We start from the raw sequence: 24,363 nt of genomic DNA, 5'->3' as shown, positions 1-24,363 counted from the left end.
AGCCGTCGTTGTCGGTGTGGTGACTGCTGTCGTGGCCGGCCGGGGGCGGGGTCGCCCGCCCGCGGTCAAGTCGTCGGTTCATCGCGCGTCCCCCGCCCTCAGTTCCTCCACCGACCCCCGTCTGCCCGTCCACCACGCCTGGAGTCCCGCCACTGCCACCGCCGCCGTCAGGACCGCGAGGGCCGGGACCGTCAGGGACCAGGGGTCGGGGTGGAGGACCGCCTGGCCCGCCGGGGTTTCGGCGGAGGGGAGGGCGATGGTGGTGAGGTCGACCCCGGGGGACAGGAGGCGGATGGCCGTCCAGCCGGTGAGGGCACCGCCGGTCGCGGCGAGGAGGGCCTCGGGGAGGGATTCGAGGATCAGCAGGCGGCGGCCCTGGGCGCGGGTGAGGCCCATGGTGCGCAGGCGGGCGAGGAGGGCGGTGCGTTCGGGGGCCGCGCGCAGCAGCGCGAGCAGCAGGGCGACGACGGCGAGCCCGGAGCCCGCGGCCACGGCCGCCGCGTAGACGTGCTCGGCGCCGGTCTGGAGGGGCGAGTCGGCGTACAGGGCCCGTTCCCCGGCCAGGGTGTGGACGCCGGCCGAGCGGCCGGCCGCACGGCGCAGCGCGCCCGTGTCCAGGTGGCCCCCGGTCAGCAGGAGTGATGTCGGCCGGGCGTTCAGGCCGGGCAGCCCGGCGCGGTCCACGACCAGGAAGTCGGTGCCGGGGACGGCCGGCGTACGGCCTCGTACGGCGGTGATCCGGACGGTGACGCTGCTGCCGTCCGCCAGCCGCAGCGGGAGGGGACGGCCGGTGCCGTACACCGCGGCGACGGAGGGGGAGGCCACGGCGGGGAGTGGGTGTGTGCCCGCCGGTTTCCGGGTGCCCGGTCCGCCCAACTCCGCCTCGGGGAACGATCCCAGGCCCGTACGGGCCGCCAGCTCGCTGTAGGTGCGCGGGTCCACGCCCACCAGCGGAATCTTGTCCACTCTCTGCAGCGGTGCCGCGTCGTAGTCGACGCTCACCGCGGCGACCCCGCGCACCCCGGGCAGGGCTCGCACCCGCCCGGCCAGGTCCGCCGGCAGGGGGTCGGTGGAATCCACGCGGGCGTCGGCGCCGATGGTGAGCAGTGCCGCGCGGTCGCGGGCCTCGGCCACGCCGGTGAGGACCGAGCCGCCGAACGCCGCCGTGGTCAGCGCGATCAGCAGGGCCAGCAGCGGCAGGACCCCGGAGGCGGAGGTGCGTCCCGCGCGGGCCAGGGACAGCTGGGCCACGGCGCCGCGCAGCCAGCCGGCCGGGCGGGCCGCCAGCCGCAGCAGTGGCGGGTGGAGGCGGAGCAGCAGCAGGGCCGCGATGACGCCGATCAGCACCGGTGCCAGGGAGATGAGCTGGTCGCCGGTCGTGCCGCGCCGGCGCAGCGCCTCCACCGCTCCGGCGGCCGGCACCAGCAGGGTCAGCTCCACGACCAGCCGCCGCCGGGAGGGCCGTACGGCCGCCACGTCCTCGCGTGGCGCGTTCGCCCGTACCGGGCGGTGGGTGAGGACGGCGCGCACCGGGAGCGCGGCGCAGGTGGTCAGCGTGACGGCGGCCGCGGCGGCGACGGCGTAGCGGGTACGGGCGCCGGGGAGCAGCAGGACGGCGGCGGCCAGGCCGATCGCCCCCGCCGGTACGGCGGCCACGGCGGTCTCGGCCAGCAGCCGGCCGGCGAGACCGGTCAGGGACGCGCCGCGGGCCCGCAGCAGGGCGAGTTCGGTGCGGCGCCGGTCGGCGCCCAGGCCGGCGGCCATGAGCAGGACGGCGGCGGCGACGGTGGCGGTGCCGGCGGTGGCCACCGCGACCAGCGGGGAGATGCCGGAGCGCAGCCCGGCGAAGGAGGCGAGGACGGTGTCCAGGTCGGTGGAGACGTCGGTGTCCATCGCGGTGACGGACCGCGTGCTCGCAAGGCCTGGGCCGCTCTCCAGCGAGGCGACGGCGGAGCGCAGGCCGTCCAGGTCGTAGGGGCGCAGGTCGCCGAGGTCGGGGGCGAGGTACCAGTAACGGGTCGGTGCCCCGCCGGTGTACATCAGGGCGGGCGCGGCCTTCGGCGGGATCAGGAGGGTGCCCTCCCAGTAGTGCTGCACCGGGACGGTGTTGGGCACCGGGACGAGGGAAGGGGTGCGCTGCAGCGGGTCGGTCGACCAGTAGGCGCCCCCGGGGTCGTGCGGGGCGAGGATGCCGGTGATCCGGACCGCGAGCGGGCGTCGGCCGATGCCGGGTACGTGGATGACCGAACCGGCCTTGATGTGCAGGCTCTTGGCGGTGGCGGCGGTGACGGCGCCCTCGATGCCGGCGGCGTCGGCCTTCACCGGGCCGGAGGTGCGCGGCAGCCGGCCCGCGCGGACGCTCGCGTGCTCGGCCAGGCCGGTCGGCGCCGCCAGGTAGACGCGGGCGGGTGCCCCGTCCGGGTGCGGGATCCAGGGGTCGAACACCTTCTGGCCGGCGGTGGTGGCGAAGCCGTACGACGACTGGGCCCGGTCCACGGAGAGCAGTTCGCCGGCCGTGCTCAGCACCTGGTCGTACTGGAGTTTCAGCACGTCGGTGTTGAGCATCGCGACGGGGTCGCCGGAGTAGCTGCCGGGGACGGGCAGCGGGGTGGTCACCCGCAGCGTGGTGCGGTCGGGGCGGGCCGCGCGCAGGGCGTGCGCGAGCCCCGCGTTCTCGTAGCGGTCGACCGCGCGCGGCAGCGCGGCCGTCAGGCAGGCGGTCAGCGCGACCAGCAGCGCGAGTGCCAGTGCGGCACCGGGCGCGACCCGCAGCCGGGTGCGCACCCAGGGCGCGACCGCGCGGGGTGTCGAACTCACCTCACTCACCTCCCTGTTCACGCAGTGACCGGGCCGGATCGGCCCGCCGCCTCGCCAGCAGTCCCGTGACGACCAGTGGTGGCACGGCCACCGCGGCGAGCAGCAACACCACATGTACCGCAGGGAGTTGGACGACCAGGTCCGGGGCGGGCCGGGTGGCCTCGCCGGTCAGCACGATCAACGGCAGTACGCCCCGGGCCAGTACGGTGCCCAGGCCGAACCCCACCGCCAGCGCCAGACCCACCAGAACGGCCTGCTCGGCGGCGATCGCCCGGGCCAGCCGGCGGTGCGGCGCCCCCAGCGTGCGCAGCACCGCGAACTCCGCCTCCCGCGCCCGCAGCGAACCGGCGGCGCCCACGGCGAAGCCGACCGCGGCGAGCGCCGCCGCCACCACGGCCGCCGCCGCGAACGCGGCCGTGGGACCGGCGCCGAAGGGGTCGTCGCGCAGCTCGGCCGCGATCTCGTCGCGCACCACGACCTCCTCCGGGTCCACATCGGGCAGTGCCCGCACGGCCGCGGCGACCTGGGCCGCGTGGCCCGGCGCGGTGCCCAGCCACCACGCGGTGGGCGTGACCCCCTGCCCGTAGCGCGCCTGCAGCACCCGGTTCACGGCGCGCAGGTCGAGCAGTACGGCGCCGCCGTCGCGGTCGCCGGAGTACGTCGGGTCGGCGGTGGCGGGCAGCGCCCGGGCCGACCGGACGATCCGCACCGGCAGGTTCTGTCCGTCGATCACCAGGTCCACGCGCTGTCCGGTGCGGGCCCCCGTGGAGGCGAGATAGCGATCGGTCACGACGGCGGCCACCTCGGCCGGCGCGGGCTGCGTCACCCGGAACCGCACCGTCAGACTGGCGGTGGTCCAGATGTCGGCGCCCGCGACGTACCCGGTGCGGTAGGTGAAGGCCAGTGGCCGGGTGGCGGTGGGCCGGGGCCGGGTGGGGGAGGAGTACCGGTCCGGGACGGCCGAGCCGGCGGTGCGCGCGCTCGTGGTCCAGGCGGTCGGCAGCGTCACCGGGTGCGACTCTCCGTCGGCGCCGACGGCTGTCAACTCCCGGAACGTGATGCTGTGCCGCTCGCCGTGGTTCGGTGGCTGAGGCATGTCCAGCTGGAGTGCGGTGAGGGTGGCGCGGGCCAGGGAGGGGGCGAGGGAGACGGTCAGGGTGTGCGGGCGGCCGTCGGCGGGGAGCCGCCCGAACGGCATCTGGTACGGCACCCCGTACCGGTCCTCCAGCGTGACCGTGACGTCGGGGTCCGTCCCCGGTCCGGCGGAGCTGCCCAGGCTCGCCGACAACCGCAGCCCGGTGGTGCCCGCCGGTATCCGCGCCCCGGCCGTCGAGCCCTTCGGCGGGAGCCCGGCGAGCAGCGGCCGCACCGGCTCGGACGCCAGGTCGGGGCGCATCAGCAGCGTGTCCGCCACGCGCGCGGTGTCCAGTGCCAGCACGGTCGCCGTACGGTCGCCGGACAGCGGCTGCTGGGTGCGGAAGGCGGGGGCGGCCTGCCGGACACCGGGGAGGGCCGCGTACAGGTCGCTGCGGCCGAGACCGCTGTCTCCCGCGGCCGACACGCGCACCGGCGCTCCGGCCCGGAAGTCCGCCTGGTCGTCCTGCGAGCGGTTCCAGGAGGCGGACTGCCCGATGGCCAGCATGCCGAGCGCCACGGCGAGCACCAGCAGCAGCACCGGGCCCGCGCCCCGTGCGGTACGGCGGCTGAACTGCCAGCCGGCCAGCGCCGCGGGCAGGCCCCGCCCGGCTGCCGCTCCGCGCTCCGCGAGCCGCGCCACAGGGGGCAGCAGCCGCAGCGTCAGCACGGTCCCGGCGAGCAGGGCCAGCGCGGGCGCGGCGACCAGCAGCGGATCGACCCCGAGCGCCCCCGACCGTCCGGCGGCCACGGCGCCGGTGGTCTGCTGCCCCAACTGCCAGTAGGCCACGCCGGCCACGACGAGCAGCCCCAGGTCACCGCCCGCGCGTACGGGGGTGGGGAACAGATCACGGCGGGGGCGGGCGGCGGGCGAGCCGGGGGTACGCGCGGACTTCGCCGAACGGCCCGGCCCGGAACGGAGGCTGACGCGCAGCCCGAGGCCCGGCCGGCCCCGCCCCGCCTTGCGGCCCCGCGCCCGGCCGCCCTGCCGTTCGGTGTCGGCCTCCGTCAGCGCCGGCAGCGTCACCGCCAGCGCGCAGCCCAGGGCCACCCCGCCCGCCGCCAGCCACACCGGCAGGCCGCCCGCCGCCGGCACGTCCAGACGCAGGCCGAGCCGGGCCAGCGGGCCGTGCCGGGCCAGCAGCGCGGTGAGCGGGCCGGCCAGCAGGGGCGCGCAGAGGGCCGCGGGAACGGCGAGCAGCAGCGCCTCGGCCGCGGCGAGGGCCGCGATCCGCCCCCGGGAGGCGCCGCGCGCCCGCAACAGCCGGGTCTCGCCCGCTCGTGCGGTACCGAGCAGCCTGGCCACCAGCAGCAACGCGTACCCGGCGAGCAGGACCAGTTGCAGCCCGATGATCAGCAGGGTGGAGCGGGCGACGAGCAGCGAGCGCTGGACACGGTCCAGGACGTCCGGCAGCGAGGTCACCGACATCGTCGCACCGTGCGGGCCGGCGGAGGTGAGCAGCGACTTGCTGCCCGTCCGCGCCGCTCGACGCAGCGCGTCGATCCGCCCGGTGGTCGCCGTCCCGAAGTCCGCCGACGCGAGCCAGGCCGGCGGGCCGGCGCTCACCCGCCCGCCGGTGAGGAGCGCGGGGTCGGCGAGCAGCGGCCCGTACGTCGTGAAGCCGGCCTTCCTCACCCCGCGCCCGAGCAGGTCGTCCAGCCGCCAGTACGGCGCGGTCACGCTGACCGGGCGGTACAGGCCGGTGATCCGCGCGCGGACCGGCTTGCCGCGCAGCCGGTCGGTCAGGGTGAGGCGGTCGCCGGGCTTCAGGCCGAGCGGCCGCGCGGCGGTCTGCGGCAGCGCCACCTCGGCGTCGCCCGCCGCCGGATGCGGGAACCGGCCGGTGGTCAGCCGCACCTGGGTGCGGTCCAGCACCGCGAAGTACGTCAGATCCGGGTCCTCCGACCGGTCCGCGGCCGGCCGGAGAGCGCCGGGCAGCGCGTACGCGCCCGAGCGGCGCAGCGTCCGCACGGTCACCGGCAGCCCGTCGAAGGTCCTGCGGGCACCCGCGCGTACGACCGAGTCGGCGGCCGCCTCACCGCCCGCCGGGACGTCGGCCTTGACGATCAGCGAGGTGTCGGCCGCGTTGCGCGGGTCGTTCAGTACATGCCGCAGCGCCGCGTTCCCGAGCGCACCCGAGTACGCCGTGAGCGTCGCCAGGACGACGGTGGTCAGCACCACCGTGAGCAGCGCGGCGCTGAGCAGCAGGCGGTGCGCCCGCGCGCGTGAGACGACGTACCCCGTCACCCGGCCCCCGTGTGCTTCGGAACTCCCCCGTGTCCTGCCTGTCGCTCAGATCTTCGGGCGATGCTGGCAGAGGGGACCCCGAACGGGTAAGCGGTCGGACACCGGTCTATACCGGATCGTGACCGGATTGCGGCGCCGGACGACCGGAATCCGGGGTTCAGCCGGGCCGCGTCACTCCGCGGTGTTCACCATCGACCGGGCCGCGTACGTCAGGTAGTTCCACAGCGTCCGCTCGTGCTCCTCGGACAGCGCCAGCTCGTCGACGGCCACCCGCATGTGCCGCAGCCAGGCGTCGTGCGCGGCCTGGTCCACGGTGAAGGGGGCGTGCCGCATGCGCAGACGGGGGTGGCCGCGGTTCTCGCTGTAGGTGGTGGGGCCGCCCCAGTACTGCATGAGGAACAGCGCCAGCCGCTCCTCCGCCGGGCCCAGGTCCTCCTCCGGGTACATCGGCTTGAGGATCGGATCCTCGGCGACCCCCTCGTAGAAACGGTGGACGAGCCGGCGGAAGGTGTCCTCCCCGCCGACCTGCTCGTAGAAGGTCTGCTCCTGAAGCGTGCCGCGCCGAATCTCATTCACCCGTCCATCGTCTCAGACCGCGTGGCCTAGGACTCCGGGCTCAGGACCCCGACCCCGTGGCCCCGGTTCGCGCCTACTGTGGGTACATGGGCGCCTACGACACGCGGATCGCCGGGCTCGCCGCCGCGGCGCGGGCCGCGCTGGTGCGGCGGATCGACGCCGACGGGGCCTGGCGGGCGGACCCGGTGTGGCGGGAGGCGTTCGCCGAGGTGCCCCGGCACCTGTTCGTGCCGTACTACTACGCCACCGGCGGGGACGGCTACGAGCGGCTGTGGGGCGAGAGCCCGGACCCTGCGGTCCGCGAGCGCTGGGTGCGCGGCGCCTACGACGACGCCCCGCTGGCCACCCGGCTGCGCGACGGCGAACTGGTCTCCTCCAGCAGCCAGCCCTCGCTCATGGCGCGGATGCTGGTCGCGCTGGAGGTGGGCGCCGGCGACCGGGTGCTGGAGGTCGGCGCCGGCACCGGCTACAACGCGGCCCTGCTCGCCCACCGCCTCGGCGACGACGACCTGGTCACCACGGTCGACCTGGAGCCGGAGATCACCGAGTCGGCCCGGCAGCACCTGGCCGTGGCCGGGTACCACCCGGCGGTCGTCACCGGTGACGGCGCGCGCGGAGTGCCCGAACGCGCGCCCTACGACCGGATCATCGCCACCTGCTCGCTGCCCACGGTGCCGCGCGCCTGGCTCGCCCAGTGCCGTCCCGGTGCCCGCGTGCTGACCCCGCTGGCCACCGGACTGCTCTCGCTCACCGTCCGGGACGCCGGGCACGCCGACGGCCGCTTCCTGCCCACGGCCGTCTACTTCGTCCCGCTGCGCGGGGAGATCCGCTCACGGCCCGGGCCGGTGTCCCCGGACGGGCTGCCGGCCCACGCCCTCGACCGGGAGCCGTTCCGTTTCCTGCTGGGCCTGACCCAGGGCGCCCTCGACCCGCGCGAGGCGTACGCGCTGTGGGAGCGCGCGGGCATGCCCGACCGGGAACGGTACGGCGTCACGGTCAGCGGCGGGCACGCCCGGGCGTGGCTGGACGATCCGCGGGGGCCGTTCGTGTGGCCCCTGCCGTGACCGCCCGGCACCGGTGAACTCCGGGGCTCAGCCCCGGCGGACGGTGATGGTCGTCCAGGCGCCGACGTGCACCCGGTCGCCGTCCTGGAGCGGCACCGGCACGAACGGCTGGATCGGCTCGTCCGAACCGTTGACCGTGGTGCCGTTCGTCGAGTTCTGGTCGACGACCGCCCAGCTGCCGTCCGGCTGCTGGACCAGGACCGCGTGCTGGTGCGAGACGCCCGGGTCCTCCGGCGGCACCGCCAGGTCGATGTCGGGGGTGTCGCCGGTGGAGTGCCGACGGCGGCCGATGGTGACCTGGTTGCCGGCCAGCGTGCGCTGCTGCTCGGGCGAGTAGGCCGGCAGGTTCAGGCCCGCGGCCTCCGGGCCGGAGCGCTGCATCATCGCCATGAAGTAGTCGCGGTCTGGACCGATGGTCGCGATCCAGGTGGCAGGACCCTGCGGCGCCTGCGGGAAACCGGGGCCGGACGGAGCCCGCGTGGCACCCGGGGCACCGGGCTGCGGGAAGCCGTAACCGCCGGGCGCGCCACCGGGACCACCGGACGGGCCGGTGGAGGACGGCGGGGAGAGCACCCAGTCGTCCTCGGCGACACCGGAGGACGGACCCCCGGCCGGCGGGCGGCCGGTCTCGCGCGGGAACGCGGGCTGCGCGGGCGGACCGGGCTGGAACGCCTGCGGAGCGCCCCCGGGACCACCGGGACCCCCGTGGCCGACATGCGGCGTCGGGCCGGGCGGCGGCGGGACGGGACGGGACGGTGCGCCACCGAAGCCCGAGGGACCGGGCGCGCCGGGGCCGCCGGGACCTCCGGGCCCACCCGGACCCTGCCCAGGCGCACCACCGAAACCGGACGGACCGCCAGGGCCCCCAGGCCCACCGGGCCCACCGGGACCCTGCCCAGGCATGCCGGGGAAGCCCGAAGGCGGACCGGACTGACGCTGACCGCCACCGAAACCGGACGGCCCACCAGGCCCACCAGGCCCACCAGGACCGCCAGGCCCACCCGGGCCGGGCTGCGTCCCCGCCGGCCCGCGTTCACCGGCGAACGGCGTCGGGCCCGACGGCTCGCTGCCGAAGGACGGGATCGGCTCGGCCGGCCGGTTCACCTGCGAGGGCCGCGAGCCCTGGTACTCGTACCCGTCACCGCCGCCGTACGTCGCGCTCGGCGGCTGGAAGAGGGGCTGGGAGGAGCGCGGGGCGGCCGGGGAGGCCGGGGACGCCGGGGTGTACGAGGTGGCGGTGTTGGTCAGGAAGTTCCACCGGCACTCCTCGCAGAAGGGCGCGCCGCCCTCACGGGGCGTACGGCACTGCGGGCACAGCTCCGGCTCGGGTGCGGACCCGTGCGGGGGCCCGCCGGGCCGGCCGCCCTGCGGGAAGCCGTAGCCTCCGCCCGGCGGGGGCGGGGGCGGCGGGGGTACGGCACCGGCCATGCGGTGACCGCAGACCTCGCACCAGTCGTCGGAACCCGACTGGTGTCCGTTCGGGCAGGTCGGCATGTCGGCGCTTCCCCTTCTCATCAGGGCCCTGGCAAGTCCTGCTACGTCATTACTTCTTCACGCGAACGGTCTTCGTGGACCGGGTCTCGAGAGTCATCTCGTCGGCCTCGGCGACCTTCGCCTTCAACCGCACAGTACCTGTCGCGGCGTCGACCACGTCCACCACCTTCGCAAGCAGTTTCGCAGTATCCGCGTTCCCCGATTCACCCGCGAGCTGAACAGCGCGCCCCAGTTTGGCCGTTGCTCCGTCGAAATCGCCCGCTTTGCGAAGGTCGAGTCCCTGCTGGATGGCCTGGGCCAGTTCGGCCTGCCCGGTGTAGTGGGCGACTTGGGGGTTGATCGAGGTCGAGGCCGACATGTCGTCGGTCCACACGGCCCGTACGAGCCCCTGCGCGCCGAGGTTCAGCGCCGGCCCCTCGGCCTGCGGGACGACCAGCGACACCCGCGCGGCCAGCATCTCCTGGCCCAGTCCGGCCACCGGGACCTCCACGCACAGGTGGTAGTCGCGGGACTCGTCGCCCCAGGAACCGGTCGGGTAGTCCCCCGCGCGCGGTCCGGCCTCGGTCCGCCGGTCGGTCAGCTCCGCCACCGCGGGAGCGACCTGCTTGACGAACCTGATGGTCGTGCCGACCGGCGTCCACACCCGCAGGGCGACGTCGGCGACCTCCTTGCCCATCGCCGTCTCCATCATCTGCGTGAAGTCGGCCGCCAGCCGGGCCGGGTCGGCGACGATGTCGGCGGTGCCTAGCAACGCCGAGGAGACCGCTGTGACTTCTTTCACTTCCCAGTCGGTGCCCACGCCCCGCGCGTCACAGGTGAACCGTCCGGCGCAGTCGTCGAGCGCGGCCCGGAGCGCCTTGGGCGACTCGTGCTCGTTGCGCCCGTCGGTGAGCAGGATGCCGTGCCGGATGGCCACGTCCACCGAGGACAGCAGCCGGCCGGCGAGCCTGAGCCAGGTGCCGATGGCCGTACCGCCGCCCGCGCCGAGCCGGCGCAGCGCCAGCTTGGCCTGTTCGCGGGTGGTGGCGTCGGCGACCGCGAGCCGCCCGCCGCCCGGGTAGACCTCCTTGGCGACGTGGGTGCCGCCGATCACCGCGAAGTGCGTGCCGTCGCGCACGGTGTCGATCGCGGCGGCGGTGGCCTCGCGCGCGTTGCGCATCTTGGTCGGCGGGTAGTCCATCGAACCCGAGCAGTCCACCATGATCGCCACCGCGGCGGACGGCCCGGTGCTCCGCGCGTACGCCTGCGGGGCGCCGCTCCCGACGGTTCCCCCGCCGGTCGCCGTCACCGTGACGATCGCGTTGACCTCGCGGCCGCCTTCCGGCAGGTACTCGTTCTGGTAGACGTCCATCGAGAACTGCGGCGCGTTCGACTTCGCGAAATTGGCCATACTTGCTCACATCCCCCCTCGGACCCCCCGCCGTGGCGGGACGGTACGTGCGGACGGACCGGTCCCCTCCGGTCCGTCGCGGCTTCCCCGTGCGGTGGTACGGCGCCGTGCTGAGGCCTCAGGCCGATCCTGCCCCCTGCGAGGGCGCCGGGAACGGCAGGACCGCCACTGTTACGTTGTCGTGGCCGCCGCCGTCCAGGGCGTGACCGACCAGGACGCGGGCGCTGTGCAGCGGCCGCTCGGCCGCGTCCGGGGGCAGCGCCTCGGCCATCTCCTCGGCGCTCTCGGCGTAGTTCCACAGGCCGTCGGTGCACACCAGCACCACACCGGGCCGGTCCGGCTTGAAGGACGCGGTGTGCGGCTCCAGTTCGTAGGCGTCCGCGCCGAGCCAGCCGGTGATCGCGTGGGCGCGCTCGTCGGCGTACGCCTCCGCCTCGCTCATCAGCCCGGCCGCGACCATCTGAGCGGCCCAGGAGTCGTCCTCGGTCAGCCGGGCCGGGGGCCCGGAGCGGTCGGCCGGCACCCAGTAGGCGCGGCTGTCGCCGACCCAGCCGACCACCAGCAGCCCGGAGGTGACGACGGCGCCGACGATGGTGCAGGCCGGGGCGTTCTGCTGCGGGGCGTGCTCGCGGGCCGCGGTGGGCTCCTCCGCCAGCGCGTCGACGGCCTGCGCGGCGGCGACGATCGCCTCGTGCAGGGCCGTCTGCGGATGCGTACCGCGCGGCAGGGCGGCCAGCAGGCTGTCCCCGGCCACCCGCGCGGCGGCCATCGAGGCCTCGTCGGGCCGGGTCGCCGAGGACACGCCGTCGCAGACGACCGCCAGCGCGGCCGGCGAACCGTCGGGCAGCGCGGTGTGGGCGACGGCGAAGGCGTCCTCGTTGCGGTGATGGCGCAGGCCACGGTCGCTGACGGCGGCCACCGGGCCCGACTCCCGCTCCATGTGGTCGCGTTCGCGGGGCTGGGCGTGCCCGCAGTTCTCGCAGTAGCCGTCGTCGTCCACGCGCCCCGCCCGGCAGGCCACACATACCTTTGCCGGACCGCCCGGGCCGGAGGCACCGTCCGGTACGGCGGCGGGGTCGGCGGCCGCGCGCGGGTCCGGGGCCTGCAGCGGGTAGTCGTCGGGCTCGTCGGGCCGGTCGAAGCGCACTCCCGGTACGGCCGTCTCCGGCGCGGGCAGCGGGGAGCCGCCCGAGTCGGTCCCGGGCACGTCGGCGGCCTGGTGCGCGGCGGGCGGGTTGCCGCCCGAGCCCGGCTCGGGCGGGGGCCAGTCCACGCCGCCTCCCGGCGCGGGGGCGCCGGTCATGGTGAGCGTCGGATGGTCCTGCGGCGGGGCGGGCACGACAGAGAGGTCGTATCCGCACGCGCCGCAGAAGAGGTCACCCGGCTCGAGCGGCTCCGTGCAGCTCGGGCACTTCGACAGTGCGGCCTGCTGGGGCATCTGCGACATCAACTACACCCACGTCCGGGGGCGGTAACGGTTGGCCCGTTCCACCAGCTCGATCCTCTCCTCGCCGCCTGGCGCCAGCCGGGCCAGCGTGCGGTAGGCGCGCTCCAGACCGAAGCGGAGGCCCCGCTCGTCCAGACCGCTGCCGAGCAGCACCCGGCCGGCGGCGGGCCGGGCGGCGTCCTGACCTCCGGAGAGTATCCAGTCCAGCGCGCAGCCGAGTACTTCGGCGGACAACTGCTCGCGGCGCGCCGGGTCCAGACCGTACGCCTGGAGCGCCTCGACCTGCCCCGCGGCGGCCGACAGGTCCTCCTGGAACGGTACGTCACCGGCGGTCGCCGTGCGCTGTCTCAGCCGCGCCCGCACGGCCGCGACCCGGGCCGCCGTGTAGTGGATTGAGGACTCCGGAACCGACTCCAGCGTGCGTACGGAACCGCCGCGGTCGCCGGCCGCCAGCCGGACCCGGGCGAGTCCGAAGGCGGCGCTCACGAAGCTCGGGTCGGTCGCCCACACCAGCCGGTAGTACTCGGCGGCGTTGTCCAGCTGGCCCAGCACCTCCGCGCACAGGCCGAGCGCCAGCTTGGGCGCGGCCTCGCCGGGGAAGGCGTCGTAGACCGCGTCGAAGGCGAGCGCGGCGCCCTCGAAGTCGCCGGTGACCAGGGCGGCCACACCGCGGTACCAGACCACCCGCCAGTCGTCGGGCCGTTCCTCGTCCAGCGCGGCCAGCGACGTCAGGGCGGCCCGGTGGTCGCCGTTCTCCAGCCGGGCGCGGATCTGCCGCAGCCGGGTCTCGACGGTCCGTACGGGCGCCGCGTCCAGCGCGATGATCAGCTCGGCCGGGGCCGAGGCCATGAGACCGGCCAGGAAACCGGCGTTGGGGTCGGCCGGGTCGACCAGCGGCACGGGCAGCGCGAGGGCGGCGGCGGCCGTGTCGACGGTCCTGACGAGGGTCGCCGGGACGGCCTCCCGCGCCGGCACCTGGCCCGGTACCTGACCGCCCGGCACCTGACCCGGCACCGGCCCCCGCGTGCCGCCGCGCGTCCGGCGCGCGCCGAGACGCGACACGTCCCCGTCCAGCACCGGGAACAGCTCCGTGTCGGTGACCTTCACCTCGGGCCCGAACAGCGTCGACAGGGCGGGCCGCGCCTGCCCCGTCTGCAGCGAGACGACCTCGCGCAGCACACCGGTCAGCTGCTCGGACATCTCCTGCGCGGAGGCGAACCGGCGGGCCGGGTCGGGGTCGGTGGCGCGGACCAGCAGCCGGTAGAAGGACTCGTAGCGCTGGAAGACCTCGATGGTGTCCGGATCGGGCAGGGAGTCCACGAACACGTTCGTGTAGCCCTGGAAGTCGAAGGCGAGCACGGCGAGGGTACGGCCCACCGTGTACAGGTCGCTCGCCACCGACGGACCGGTCTCGGCGACCTCGGGCGCCTGGTAGCCGACCGTGCCGTAGATCGCGGACTCGTCGTCGTCCGAGCGGCGCACGGCACCCATGTCGATCAGCTTGAGCTGGTCCTCGGTCTGGATCGCGTTGTCGACCTTGAAGTCGCAGTACAGCAGGTTGCGGCTGTGCAGATGGCCGAGCGCCTCCAGCGCCTCGATGCCGTACGCACACGTCTGCTCCACCGGCAGCGGGTCGCGCCGGCCCTCCGGCGTGCGGCGGCCGTTGGCGATCTCCTTCAGCGACTTGCCGCCGACGTACTCCATGACGATGTAGCCGTCCAGGGAGCCGGTGCGCTGGTCCAGGTGCTCGACGAAGTTGTAGATCCGCACGATGTTGGCGTGCTCGATCTCCGCGAGGAAGCGCCGCTCGGAGATCGCCGCGGCCATCGCGTCCTGGTCGCCGGTGTCCAGCAGGCCCTTGAGCACCACCCACCGGTCGGAGACGGCCCGGTCCACGGCCAGGTAGACCCAGCCCAGGCCGCCGTGCGCGAGACAGCCCGCGACCTCGTACTGGCCGTGCACGATGTCCCCGGCCGCCAGCTTCGGCACGAACGAGTAGGGGTGCCCGCACTTGGTGCAGAAGCCCTCCGTGCGCCCCCGCCGGTCACCGCGCGAACGACCCACCGGAGCACCGCAGTCGGAACGCGAGCAGAACCGCTTCCGCTCGGGCACCTCCGGGTTCTCCAGCACCATCACGCGCGGGTCGGGCCGCGGCACCTGCGGCACCGAGACGAGCCCGGCGCCCAGCCGCCCGCGCGTGGAGGCGCCGGAGGAGGCGCCGGAGCTGCGCACCGACACCGAGCGGCTGGTGGACCGGCCCGACACCGAGCGCGAGAGCCGCCCCGACACCGAGCGCCGCGACTTCGACGACTGCGACGACGTACGCGCGCTGCGGGAACTGGAGCGGGAGGCGCCGGTGCCCGCCGACCCCCTGCCGCCCCCCGTGATCCCGGTGGGCGGCGAGCCCACCATGCCGTCCCCGGACGACGCCGACACCACCGGCGCCAGACCGCAGGTGTCGCAGTACAGCTCACCGCCGCCGACGTCCTCGTACGCCCCCTCGCAGCCCGGCCGCTGGCAGGCCTGCTCCGCCTGACTCATGACGACTCACTCCTGTGGTCCTGAGGCCCGCCCTGCTGGGGAACCCTCGGTGTGCCGAGCAGCTCGGCGGCGGCCACCTGATAGCGCAGCACGGCCTGTTCGGCGACGCGCAGGTCGCAGGGCGCGCTCCACAGCATGCGCCGGGCGGCGTCGTACCGTTCGACCAGCAGCGGGTCCTCGGCCAGACCGTGCCGGGCGACCTTCGCCTTGTAGGCGTCGAGCCGGCCGCGCAGCTCGGCGCGCACCGCGAGCGGCGCGGTGACCGCGGTCAACGACTCCCGGGCGCGCAGCAGTTCGTCCTCCGCCCGCTGCTCCAGGGACTCCAGCAGCGGCGAGAGCCGGTGCCAGCGCGCCTGGCGCCGGTACTCGGCGGCGGTCGCGAGCTGCTCCTGCAGCACGGTCGGCGGCCCGCTGACCACGGGCACCTCGGTCGCGGCGATCTTCGCCAGCACCTCACCGCGCGCGGTGCGCGCCTCGGCGAGCGTGCGGTCCGCGCGGGAGAGCACGTCCCGCAGCCGGATCAGCCGCGCCTCCGCGTCCTGCCGCACGGTCAGCACGGCGTCGATCTCCCGCCGCACGTCCTCCAGGGCGCGGGCCTCACGGTCGTACACCGTCGTGTCCGGGCGGCCGCCGCCGGGCGCCGAACTGCCCTCGGCCGGCACCCAGAAGGCGAGCGGGTCGGAGATCACCTCCTCGCGCATCCGGGTCAGCGTGCGGGTGATCCGCTCCAGGTCGTCGCCGGCCGGGTGCTCCCCGGGGCGGACGCCGACGGAGTGGGCGAGCTTGCGGGTGCGCTGGAGTTCCGCGGCGAGTAAATCGATCCGCGCGGGCAGCGCCGACCAGACCGCGTCCGCGGTGACGACCATGTCCAGCGAGGACGCGTACAGCTCGTTCATCCGGTCGACCAGGGAGACCAGCGAGAACGTCTCACTGAGCCGGCCGGCGCCCGACGGTGTGGCACCGCCGGCCACCGTGACCGAGGCGCCGCGCAGCAGCCCGGTCAGCTCGACCAGGTCCTCGCGGCTGGACCAGCGGCGCCGCGAGCGGATCTCCCGGGCGGAGCGCAGCGCGCCCGCGTAGGCGTCGAAGCAGGTCCACAGCACGGTGATCGCCACCTCCGTCACCGCCCAGCGGTCCTTGGTGACGCCCGTCAGCGCGGCCCCTTCGAGGAGTCTGCGGCCCGCGTGGTCCTGCAGGGACAGCAGGGAGGTCTCGATCGCCTCGTGCTCCTGGCCGAGCCGCGCCAGCGCACGGTCCACCTCGTCCCGGTCCATCACCGGCCCGGCGGGGTCCGTGACGCCCATCGATCACCTCTCGCTGCTGTGTGGTTGGCCTGGGTCGGGGGCGGGGTCATCCGGTGCGCAGATACTGGGGCGCGGGCGGCTTCGACGGTCCAGCGTCCTTGCCCAGTGTGGCCGACAGCCAGGTGTCGTACGACGCCTGCCAGCCGTTCGCGCGGTAGTCGACCAGGATGTGGTTGACCCGGCGCACCAGATCGTTCGCGTCCCTTTTCATCGCCACCCCGTAGTACTCGGTCGTGAACGCCTTGCCCTTGAGCTCGACCGTCGGGTCCTGGGCGGCCTGGCTCGCGGCGAGCGCGCCGTCGGTGACCACCGCGTCGACCTCGCCGAGCTGGAGGCGGACCAGGCAGTCGAGTTGGTTGGGGACGGTGGTGGAGATGTCGGTGGAGGCGGGCAGCGCGCCCTTGTCCCGGTCGGCCTTCAGCTTGCTGTGGGCGGTGGAACCGGACGCCGTGCACACCTTCTTGTGCGCCAGGGTGGCGTTGTAGCCCGTCACCGGCGACGTCTTGGGGGCGAGGACCTGCTGGCCGGTCTTGAAGTAGGGAGCGGAGAAGGCGACTTGGCCGAGCCGCTCGCAGGTGATGGTCATCGCGCGCACGACCATGTCGACCTGGCCGCCCTGGATGGCGGGGATGCGCCGGCTGGTCGGTATCGCCTTGAACTGCACCGCGTTCGGGTCACCGAGGAGGTCCTCGGCGATGCGGTGGACGAGGTCGATGTCGAAGCCCTCCAGCTCCGCGCCCTCGGCGTTGGGGTTGCGGTAGCCCCAGCGGTAGCTGTTCTGGTCGACGCCGACGATCAGCTTGCGCTTGGCGCCCGTACGGGACTTGATGGCGTCGATCGTGCTGCCGTCCGCCCCGGACGGGGACAGCGTCCGCTTGCGCGCCTCGGAGTCCTCGCAGGCGTCCGCGCGGACCTGGCTGCCGGTGGCCACCGACTGCCCGGCCGTCGCCGGCGCGGCCGCGCGCGGCTCCTGTGTGCGGGGCAGCAGCAGGGCGAAGGCGAGCGCCAGGGCGCACAGGACCGCCATCGCGCCCACTCCGCCCCAGCCCCGAAGTGAGGCCCGTGCGCGTGCCGCGTACATCGTCTGGCCCCCTGTCACCGGTACTCCGAAAGCCTGCGCCCGATGCCGGCCAGCGCGGCCGCCGCGCCGAGCACGGCGAGGACCGCGGTGCCGACGGGCAACCCGGTCATGGCGTCCCGCCCGTCGCCGGCGGCCTGCTGGAACTCGGCCTGCTCATGGGCTATGGCGTGGCGCAGATTGCTGTCGACGCTGTCGAAGCACTCGCCGGTCGCGTCCTTGGTGCCGATCACCTTGTCCAGCGCCTGCTGGTAGTTGCCGTTCTCGTCCTCGGTGCGGGCCGCGGTGTGCCGCTGCTTCCACACCGTCATGCTGGCCTCGGCCGCCTTGACCGGGGCGGTGCCCGCCCGGTCGTCGGCGAGCCTGCCGGCCTCGGTGAGGCCCTTGCCGAGCACGGTCAGGTCCTCGTCGAAGTCGTAGTAGTAGGCGTCGTACGCCTTGCCGTCGACCGTTCTGCTCTCGGCGCCGCGCGCCACCAGGCTCAGGTTCTCGTTGCCGCGCGCCTTCAGCGAGGCGATACGGGCGTCGTGCAGGACGTTCAGCGAGCGGACGCCGTGGTCGTAGGAGCCGTCGAGGCCGGAGCGCGCGAGCGTGTGCCCGGTCAGCAGCCACAGCAGGACGACGGTCGTGGCGGCGGTGGCGGCTACCAGGCCGTGGTTGAGGACGCGGTTGGTCTGCCGGTAGCTGCGGTGCTGGGCCCAGGCCAGCGCGGCGAGCGCGAGGACGCCGAGCGCGATCGCCGCCCACGGGTACGGCGTCGCGTCCCCGTAGTCGGCGTTCAGCCGCCGGTTCTCCGTCGTGTAGAGGTCCTCCGCCGCCGGGAGCATGTCCGTCTGCATCTTCTCGTTCGCGTACCGCAGATACGCGCCACCGACCGGGTAGCCCTGCCGGTTGTAGGTGCGGGCGCGCTCGATCAGGCCCTTGTACTCGGGCAGCAGCCGGTTCAGCCTGGCGATGGTCGCCTCGGAGGGCGAGCCCGGCTCCGCGTTGGCTGCGGCCGTGACGAGGCCCGAGGCGGCCGTACGGATGTCCTTCTCGTACCGGTCGCGCGACGCCGCCGTCTCCTGGCCGCCTGCCAGGAACCCGCTGGAGGCGGCCGTGTTGGCGTCCGCCAGCGAGCGGTAGATGTCCGCGGCCCCCGAACTGAGCGGCTGGCTGCGGTGCAGCACGTCGTCGGCGGCGCTCGCGCGCTCGCTGCTCTGCCACGCGGTGACCGCCCCGAACGCGACGACCAGCAGCGCCAGTACGGCGCCGATGATCCGCAGCCGGCCCGGCTCCGTCGTCGCGGCGGCCCGCACCACGTCGACACCCTCGGCGAACGCGCTCCGGCGGGCGGCGGGCGGCGACGTCTCGGAAGCGGGCCGCCCCCGCTGTGGTGGTACGGCCGGGGCGGCGGGCACGACGGGACCCGCCCCCGGTGGCGCCGCGCTGCTCTTCGGCGGGTGTGTCATCTGACCTCCCCCATGGTCATCCGTTCGCCGCCAAGTATCGCCGCCCGCACCGACATTCGCACCGGCCTTCACGGCATATTGATCGGATCGCAGTAGAGGCCTCCGGTTGGACCGGGTCTGCGGCACCCTTGCCCGATTACACGCTCGGGGATGCGTGTCGGTTCCTCCGGGGGCGGCGCCCCCGATCCCCGCTCCGGCCCTGAAGGGGCCTTGTCCTCGAACGCCGGACGGGCTGCAGGGGGGGGCGGGGTCGGACGGGGCGGCTTCCTTCCCGTGGTGGGCGGGGTCGGGACCGCGTGGGTCTACTCCCAGTAGGTCCGGGCTCTTTTCTGCGCCTCGGGGGTCGCCTTCAGCCGGTCCAGGCCGAGGAGCGCCGCGCCCATGACGGGGCTGGCGCGCACCACGTGGACGTCGGCCTTGGGAGCGCGGGCGAAGAGGAGGGCGCGGATGCCGTCGTTCAGCCGGGGGTGGGCGGCGGTCAGGACGCTGCCGCCCAGGAGGACCGGGGTCCTCTCGCCGAGCAGGTCGAGGCGGGTGAGGGCGACGGTGGCCATCGTGGCGACCTCCTCCGCCAGGCGGTCCACCAGGGAGCGGGCGACCGGGTCGCCCTGGACGGCGGTGGCGAAGAGGACCGGGGTCAGCTCGTGGCGGTGGGCGTGGTCGATGCGGTCCAGATGGAGGGCCTCGATCAGGGCGTACACGGAGGGCAGGCCGAAGTGGGCGGGCAGGGTGCGGGACAGGGCGGTGGGGCCGCCCCGGCCGTCCTCCGCGCGGGCCGCGTGCCACAGGGCCTCCTCGGCCATGGCCCAACCCCCGCCCCAGTCACCGGAGATACGGCCGAGTGCGGGGAAGCGGGCGGTGCGGCCGTCGGGGCGCATGCCGACGCAGTTGATGCCCGCGCCGCACACCACGGCCACGCCCCGGGGCTCGGCCACGCCCGCGCGCAGGATCGCGAAGGTGTCGTTGCGGACCTCCACCGAGCCGCCCCAGCCACGCGCGTGCAGCGCGGCCGCCAACTGCTCCTCCTCCACCGGAAGATCGGCGTTGGCCAGACAGGCGGAGACGTGTGCGACGGCGGACAGGCCCGCGGCCGCCAGGGCTTGGGCGACGGGGGCGGCCAGGGCGTCCATCGCCGCCTCCAGGCCCACCGCGGGCGGCCGGAAGCCGCCGCCGCGGGCCGTGGCCAGCACCTCCCCGCGGGCGGTGACCACGGCCACGTCGGTCTTGCTGTTGCCCGCGTCGATGGCAAGAACGCCCGCGGACTCGGGTGCGGTCAGGCCCACGCGAGGTGCTCCCGGTTGTGCGCGATCAGTCGGTCGGTGAGGGTGTCGGCACGGTCGTACTGGCCGATGAGGGGATGGGCCAGCAGCGCGCGGAAGACGCGGTCCCGGCCGCCCCGCAGGGCCGCCTGCAGGGCCAGGTCCTCGTACGCGGTCACGTTCGCCATCAGTCCCGCGAACAGCGGGTCGACCGCCGGCACCGGCAGCGGCACGGCTCCGGCCGGTCCGACCGCCGCCTGCACCTCGATCACCGCGTCGTCGGGGAGGAACGGCAGCGTGCCGTGGTTGAGGGTGTTCACCACCTGGTACGGGCTGCCGGAGCCGCCCAGCAGCGCGGCCGCCAGGTCCACGGCCGCCTCCGAGTAGAACGCGCCGCCCCGCTTGGCGAGCAGCTCCGGCTTCTCGTCCAGGGCCGGGTCGCCGTACATCGTCAGCAGTTCGCGTTCCATGGCCGCGACCTCGGCCGCCCGGGACGGCTTGGTGCGCAGGTCCCTGACCACCTCGTCGTGGGCGTAGTAGTAGCGCAGGTAGTAGGAGGGGACCACGCCGAGCCGGTCGAGGAGGTGGCGGGGCAGACGCAGGTCGGCGGCGATCGCGTCGCCGTGCTCCGCGAGGAGCTTGGGCAGCACGTCGGCCCCCTCGGGCCCGCCGAGGCGCACCCCCGTCTCCCAGGTGAGGTGGTTCAGGCCGACGTGCTCCAGGTGCACCTCCGCCGCCCCGGTGCCCAGCAGCGCGGCGAACTTGCGCTGGAGACCGATCGCCACGTTGCACAGACCGATCGCCCGGTGTCCCTCCCGCAGCAGTGCGCGGGTGACGATGCCGACCGGGTTGGTGAAGTCGACGATCCAGGCACGGGGGTTGGCGCGGCGGACCCGCTCGGCGATGTCGAGGACCACCGGCACCGTGCGCAGCGCCTTGGCCAGGCCGCCCGCGCCGGTCGTCTCCTGGCCGACGCAGCCGCACTCCAGGGGCCAGGTCTCGTCCCGCTCACGGGCCGCCTGCCCGCCGACCCGCAGCTGGAGCAGGACCGCGTCGGCGTCCTCGACGCCGGCGTCCAGGTCGGAGGTCGTGACGACACGGCCGCCGTGGCCCTGCCTGGCGAAGATGCGGCGGGCCAGGCCGCCGACCAGCTCCAGGCGTCCGGCGTCCGGATCGACCAGGACCAGTTCCTCGACGGGCAGGGTGTCCCGCAGACGGGCGAAGCCGTCGACGAGTTCGGGGGTGTAGGTCGAACCGCCGCCGACCACGGTGAGTTTCACAGGTGCTTATCCCTTCACTCCGGTGAGCGTGACGCCCTCGACGAACGCCTTCTGGGCGAAGAAGAACACGAGGATCACGGGGGCCATGACCAGCACGGTCGCGGCCATGGTCAGGTTCCAGTCCGTGTGGTGGGCGCCCTTGAAGGACTCCAGACCGTAGGAGAGGGTCCAGGCGCCGGGGTTCTCGGAGGCGTAGATCTGAGGGCCGAAGTAGTCGTTCCAGGCGTAGAAGAACTGGAAGAGTGCCACGGCCGCGATGCCCGGCTTCGCCATCGGTACGACGACACGCAGCAGGGTACGCAGCTCGCCGCAGCCGTCGACCCGCGCCGCGTCCAGGTACTCGTCCGGGATCGTCATCAGGAACTGCCGCAGCAGGAAGATCGAGAACGCGTCCCCGAACGCCATCGGGACGATCAGCGGCCACAGCGTGCCCGACAGGTCCAGCTGCTTCGCCCAGAACAGGTACATCGGGACGACCACGACCTGCGGGGGCAGCATCATCATCGAGATCACCAGCATGAGGGACAGATTCCGGCCCCGGAAGCGGAACTTGGCCAGCGCGTACGCCACCGGAAGCGACGACACGACGGACAGCACGGTGCCCAGCCCGGCGTAGAGCAGCGTGTTGCGCCACCAGGTCAGGAAGCCCGGGGTGCTGAGCACGCTCCGGTAGTTGCCCCACTCCCAGGTGTGCGGGATCAGGTCCCGGCTCAGCGCCTGGCTGTCGCTCATCAGCGAGGTCAGGACCACGAACACGAAGGGCAGGGTGAAGAAGAGCGCAGCGGCGACGGCGAGGGAGTGCACGGCGAGCCACTCCAGCAGCGCCCGGCGCCGCGCGGCACGCCGGGACGGGGTGGCCCGGGACACGGCCTTGACCGGTCGGTCGAGAACCTGGGTCATGTCAGTCACCTGCCTGGATGAGACCGCCCCGGCGCCGCATCAGCAGCGCGGTGAACGCCATCGACAGCACGAACAGCACCAGTGCCACCACACAGGCCGAGCCGTAGTCGAAGCGCTGGAAGCCGAGGTTGTAGACGAGCTGGGGGAGGGTGAGCGTGGACCTGTCCGGGTAGCCGGGCTCGAACTGGACGCCCGCGCCCTGGATCACGCCCGAGGCGACCTTCCCCGCCACCAGCGGCTGCGTGTAGCACTGCATGGCCTGGATGACCCCGGTGACCACGGCGAACATCACGATCGGCGAGATGGCCGGCAGCGTCACGTACCGGAACCGCTGCCAACGGGACGCCCCGTCCAGCTCGGCGGCCTCGTACTGCTCCCGCGGCACGTCCAGCAGCGCGGCCATGAAGACGACCATCAGGTCGCCGATGCCCCACAGCGCCAGCAGGGTCAGGGCGGGCTTGGACCACGCCGGGTCGCTGAACCAGCCCGGCGCCGGCAGTCCGGCCTTCTCCAGGAGGGAGTCGACCGGGCCCGTACCGGGGTTGAGGAGGAACGCGAAGGCCATGGTCGCCGCGACCGGCGGGGCCAGGTACGGCAGGTAGAAGAGGGTGCGGAAGACGCCCGTGCCCGTCCTGACCTTGGTGATGAGCAGACCGACACCGAGCCCGAACACCACCCGCAGGGTCACGGTCACCAGCACCAGCCACAGGGTGTTGCGCAGGGCGGGCCAGAACAGCGGGTAGTGCTCGAAGACGTAACCCCAGTTCTGCCCGCCGCTCCACGTCGGCGCCGCGAAGCCGTCGTAGTGCATGAAGGAGAAGTAGACCGTGGAGAGCAGCGGGTAGGCGAAGAAGACCGCGAAGCCGACCAGCCACGGTGACATGAAGGCGAGTGTGCGCAGCGCCGCCCGGCGGCGCCTCGACGCGAGAGTGACCGTGCTCATCGGCTACTTCGCCTGCGCGATGTCCGTGTCGATCTGCGCGGCCGTCTTCTTCAGGCCGGCCTTCAGATCGGTGACCTTGCCGCTCTCGTAGTCGTAGCCGAGCTGCTGGATCGTCACCAGGTACTGGCCGCCGTTGACCGAGGGGGGCGTGGTGGTCGACAGCGGGTCGGCGGCGATGTCCAGGAAGGTCTTGAAGCGCGGGTCGTACTTCAGCTTCGGGGACTTCAGCGCGGCGAGCGTGGAGGGCACGTTGTGGATGCCGTTGGCGAAGCCGACCACCGCGTCGGTGTCCGTGGTCATGTACTTCACCAGTTCCCAGGCCGCGTTCTGCTTGTGGCTGGTGGCGGCGATGCCCGCGATGGTGCCGGTGATGTACCCCTTGCCGTGCTGCCCCTCCTGGTCGTCGGGGACGGGCAGCGGGGCCACGCCGATCTCGAACTTCGGCTTGGCGTCGAGCGCCATCCCGAGCCGCCACTCGCCGTCGAGCTGCATGGCCACCTGGCCGGTGTGGAAGGGGTGCCGGGGGCCCCACTCGTCGCCGAGCGTGGCCCGGAACCGCTCCAGCCTCCGGAATCCGCCGAGTTCGTCGACGAGCCTCTTCTGGAGCGTGAAGCCCTTCTCGAACGCCGGGTCCTCGGCGACGGCGGACTTGCCCCGCTTGTCGAAGTAGGTCGGCGAGAACTGCCCGAAGTAGTGCTCGGTCGTGGACTCCCAGCCGTGGTAGTCGGGCATGAAGCCGAGCTGCGCGTAGCCGTCGCCCCGGCGGACGGTGAGCTTCTTGGCGTCGGCCTCGAACTCGGACCAGGTCTTCGGCGCGTGCGCGATGCCGGCCTTCGCGAACGCCGTCTTGTTGTAGTAGAGCCCGTACGCGTCGCCCAGCAGCGGAGCCGCACAGCGGTCGCCGTCGTACTGGGTGTACTCGTTCATCGGCTTCGGGAAGGTCGTCGCGGGGTCGATGTGCGACTTCTCGAAGAAGGGGTTCAGGTCGACCAGCGCGCCCGAGGAGCAGAACTTGCCCACGTTGTTGGTGGTGAACGAGGAGATCACGTCCGGGGCCCGGTCCCCGCCGGAGCGCAGCGCCTGGTTGATCTTGTCGTCGGTCATGTCGCCGACCACGTGCACATGGATGTTGGGGTGCGCCTTCTCGAAGCCGGCGACCAGGGAGTCGACCGCCTTCACCTCGCTCGGCGCGCTCCACGCGTGCCAGAAGTTGATCGTCGTGTCCTTGGAGGCGTCGTCGGTGGCGCCGGCACCGGACTGGCCGGTACAGGCGGTGGTCAGCAGCGCCAGTGACGCGGTGAGCGCGAATGCTGTCCTGCGGACACCGGACGGTATGACTTCGGGCATGGCGAGGCCTCCCAGAGGCGGGGGTGAGGGGCGGATACGGCGGACGGGCGGGTACGGCGGGCGGGTCGGATCGAGAGGGGGTGCGGAGCG

At 74.2% G+C, this 24,363-nt stretch carries 17 protein-coding genes; 2 read left to right on the top strand and 15 right to left on the bottom strand.

The window, feature by feature from the left end:
- Positions 1–78: 78 nt before the first annotated feature.
- The 3 genes from OIB37_RS13885 to OIB37_RS13875 form a co-directional block, all read right to left on the bottom strand.
- Entirely contained in the window at positions 79–2,817 is a 2,739-nt protein-coding gene (locus tag OIB37_RS13885) for an FtsX-like permease family protein (protein ID WP_330457896.1), read from the bottom strand.
- Position 2,818: 1 nt separating this feature from the next.
- On the bottom strand, positions 2,819–6,199 hold the full coding sequence (locus OIB37_RS13880) for an FtsX-like permease family protein (protein ID WP_330457895.1): 3,381 nt from the start codon (positions 6,197–6,199) through the stop codon (positions 2,819–2,821).
- 171 nt (positions 6,200–6,370) lie between these two features.
- A complete protein-coding gene (locus OIB37_RS13875; protein ID WP_330457894.1) occupies positions 6,371–6,775 on the bottom strand; it encodes a globin in 405 nt (134 codons plus the stop codon).
- Between the two features lie 86 nt (positions 6,776–6,861).
- On the opposite strand from OIB37_RS13875, the gene OIB37_RS13870 reads away from it, so the two are divergent.
- A complete protein-coding gene (locus OIB37_RS13870) occupies positions 6,862–7,839 on the top strand; it encodes a methyltransferase domain-containing protein (RefSeq protein WP_330457893.1) in 978 nt (325 codons plus the stop codon).
- Between the two features lie 27 nt (positions 7,840–7,866).
- Here the strand turns inward: OIB37_RS13870 and OIB37_RS13865 are convergent, their stop codons facing one another.
- The 4 genes from OIB37_RS13865 to OIB37_RS13850 all read right to left on the bottom strand — a co-directional run bounded on the left by OIB37_RS13865 (position 7,867) and on the right by OIB37_RS13850 (position 14,408).
- Positions 7,867–9,333 (bottom strand): FHA domain-containing protein, encoded by a 1,467-nt coding sequence (locus tag OIB37_RS13865; protein ID WP_330457892.1) that lies wholly within the window; start codon positions 9,331–9,333, stop codon positions 7,867–7,869.
- A 49-nt stretch (positions 9,334–9,382) separates the two neighbouring features.
- Positions 9,383–10,723 (bottom strand): vWA domain-containing protein, encoded by a 1,341-nt coding sequence (locus tag OIB37_RS13860; RefSeq protein ID WP_330457891.1) that lies wholly within the window; start codon positions 10,721–10,723, stop codon positions 9,383–9,385.
- Between the two features lie 118 nt (positions 10,724–10,841).
- On the bottom strand, positions 10,842–12,170 hold the full coding sequence (locus OIB37_RS13855) for a PP2C family serine/threonine-protein phosphatase (RefSeq protein WP_330457890.1): 1,329 nt from the start codon (positions 12,168–12,170) through the stop codon (positions 10,842–10,844).
- 3 nt (positions 12,171–12,173) lie between these two features.
- Positions 12,174–14,408, bottom strand: a complete 2,235-nt coding sequence (locus tag OIB37_RS13850) for a tetratricopeptide repeat protein (RefSeq protein WP_443058147.1) — start codon at positions 14,406–14,408, stop codon at positions 12,174–12,176.
- On the opposite strand from OIB37_RS13850, the gene OIB37_RS36305 reads away from it, so the two are divergent.
- Positions 14,368–14,706 carry a hypothetical protein gene (locus OIB37_RS36305; RefSeq protein ID WP_443058146.1) on the top strand — a complete coding sequence of 113 codons (339 nt, stop codon included), beginning with the start codon at positions 14,368–14,370 and terminating at the stop codon, positions 14,704–14,706. The genes OIB37_RS13850 and OIB37_RS36305 overlap by 41 nt on opposite strands.
- A 1-nt stretch (position 14,707) precedes the next feature.
- Here the strand turns inward: OIB37_RS36305 and OIB37_RS13845 are convergent, their stop codons facing one another.
- The 8 genes from OIB37_RS13845 to OIB37_RS13810 form a co-directional block, all read right to left on the bottom strand.
- Positions 14,708–16,015 carry a hypothetical protein gene (locus OIB37_RS13845; protein ID WP_330457888.1) on the bottom strand — a complete coding sequence of 436 codons (1,308 nt, stop codon included), beginning with the start codon at positions 16,013–16,015 and terminating at the stop codon, positions 14,708–14,710.
- A 46-nt stretch (positions 16,016–16,061) separates the two neighbouring features.
- A complete protein-coding gene (locus OIB37_RS13840) occupies positions 16,062–17,096 on the bottom strand; it encodes a glutamate ABC transporter substrate-binding protein (protein ID WP_330461842.1) in 1,035 nt (344 codons plus the stop codon).
- Between the two features lie 14 nt (positions 17,097–17,110).
- Positions 17,111–18,544 (bottom strand): hypothetical protein, encoded by a 1,434-nt coding sequence (locus OIB37_RS13835; protein ID WP_330457887.1) that lies wholly within the window; start codon positions 18,542–18,544, stop codon positions 17,111–17,113.
- Between the two features lie 302 nt (positions 18,545–18,846).
- Positions 18,847–19,827: an N-acetylglucosamine kinase gene (locus tag OIB37_RS13830; RefSeq protein ID WP_330457886.1), complete on the bottom strand. Its 981-nt coding sequence runs from the start codon at positions 19,825–19,827 to the stop codon at positions 18,847–18,849.
- Positions 19,818–21,083, bottom strand: coding sequence for a 6-phospho-beta-glucosidase (locus OIB37_RS13825; protein ID WP_330457885.1), 1,266 nt, complete (start codon positions 21,081–21,083; stop codon positions 19,818–19,820). The genes OIB37_RS13830 and OIB37_RS13825 overlap by 10 nt, the downstream gene beginning before the upstream one ends.
- 6 nt (positions 21,084–21,089) lie before the next feature.
- On the bottom strand, positions 21,090–21,983 hold the full coding sequence (locus tag OIB37_RS13820; RefSeq protein ID WP_330457884.1) for a carbohydrate ABC transporter permease: 894 nt from the start codon (positions 21,981–21,983) through the stop codon (positions 21,090–21,092).
- 1 nt (position 21,984) lies between these two features.
- Positions 21,985–22,926, bottom strand: coding sequence for a carbohydrate ABC transporter permease (locus tag OIB37_RS13815; RefSeq protein ID WP_330457883.1), 942 nt, complete (start codon positions 22,924–22,926; stop codon positions 21,985–21,987).
- Positions 22,927–22,929: 3 nt separating this feature from the next.
- A complete protein-coding gene (locus OIB37_RS13810; protein WP_330457882.1) occupies positions 22,930–24,273 on the bottom strand; it encodes an ABC transporter substrate-binding protein in 1,344 nt (447 codons plus the stop codon).
- Positions 24,274–24,363: the final 90 nt, after the last annotated feature.

The organism is Streptomyces sp. NBC_00820, assembly GCF_036347055.1.
GTDB lineage: Bacteria > Actinomycetota > Actinomycetes > Streptomycetales > Streptomycetaceae > Streptomyces.
This window is presented reverse-complemented; position numbering and strand designations above follow the sequence as displayed.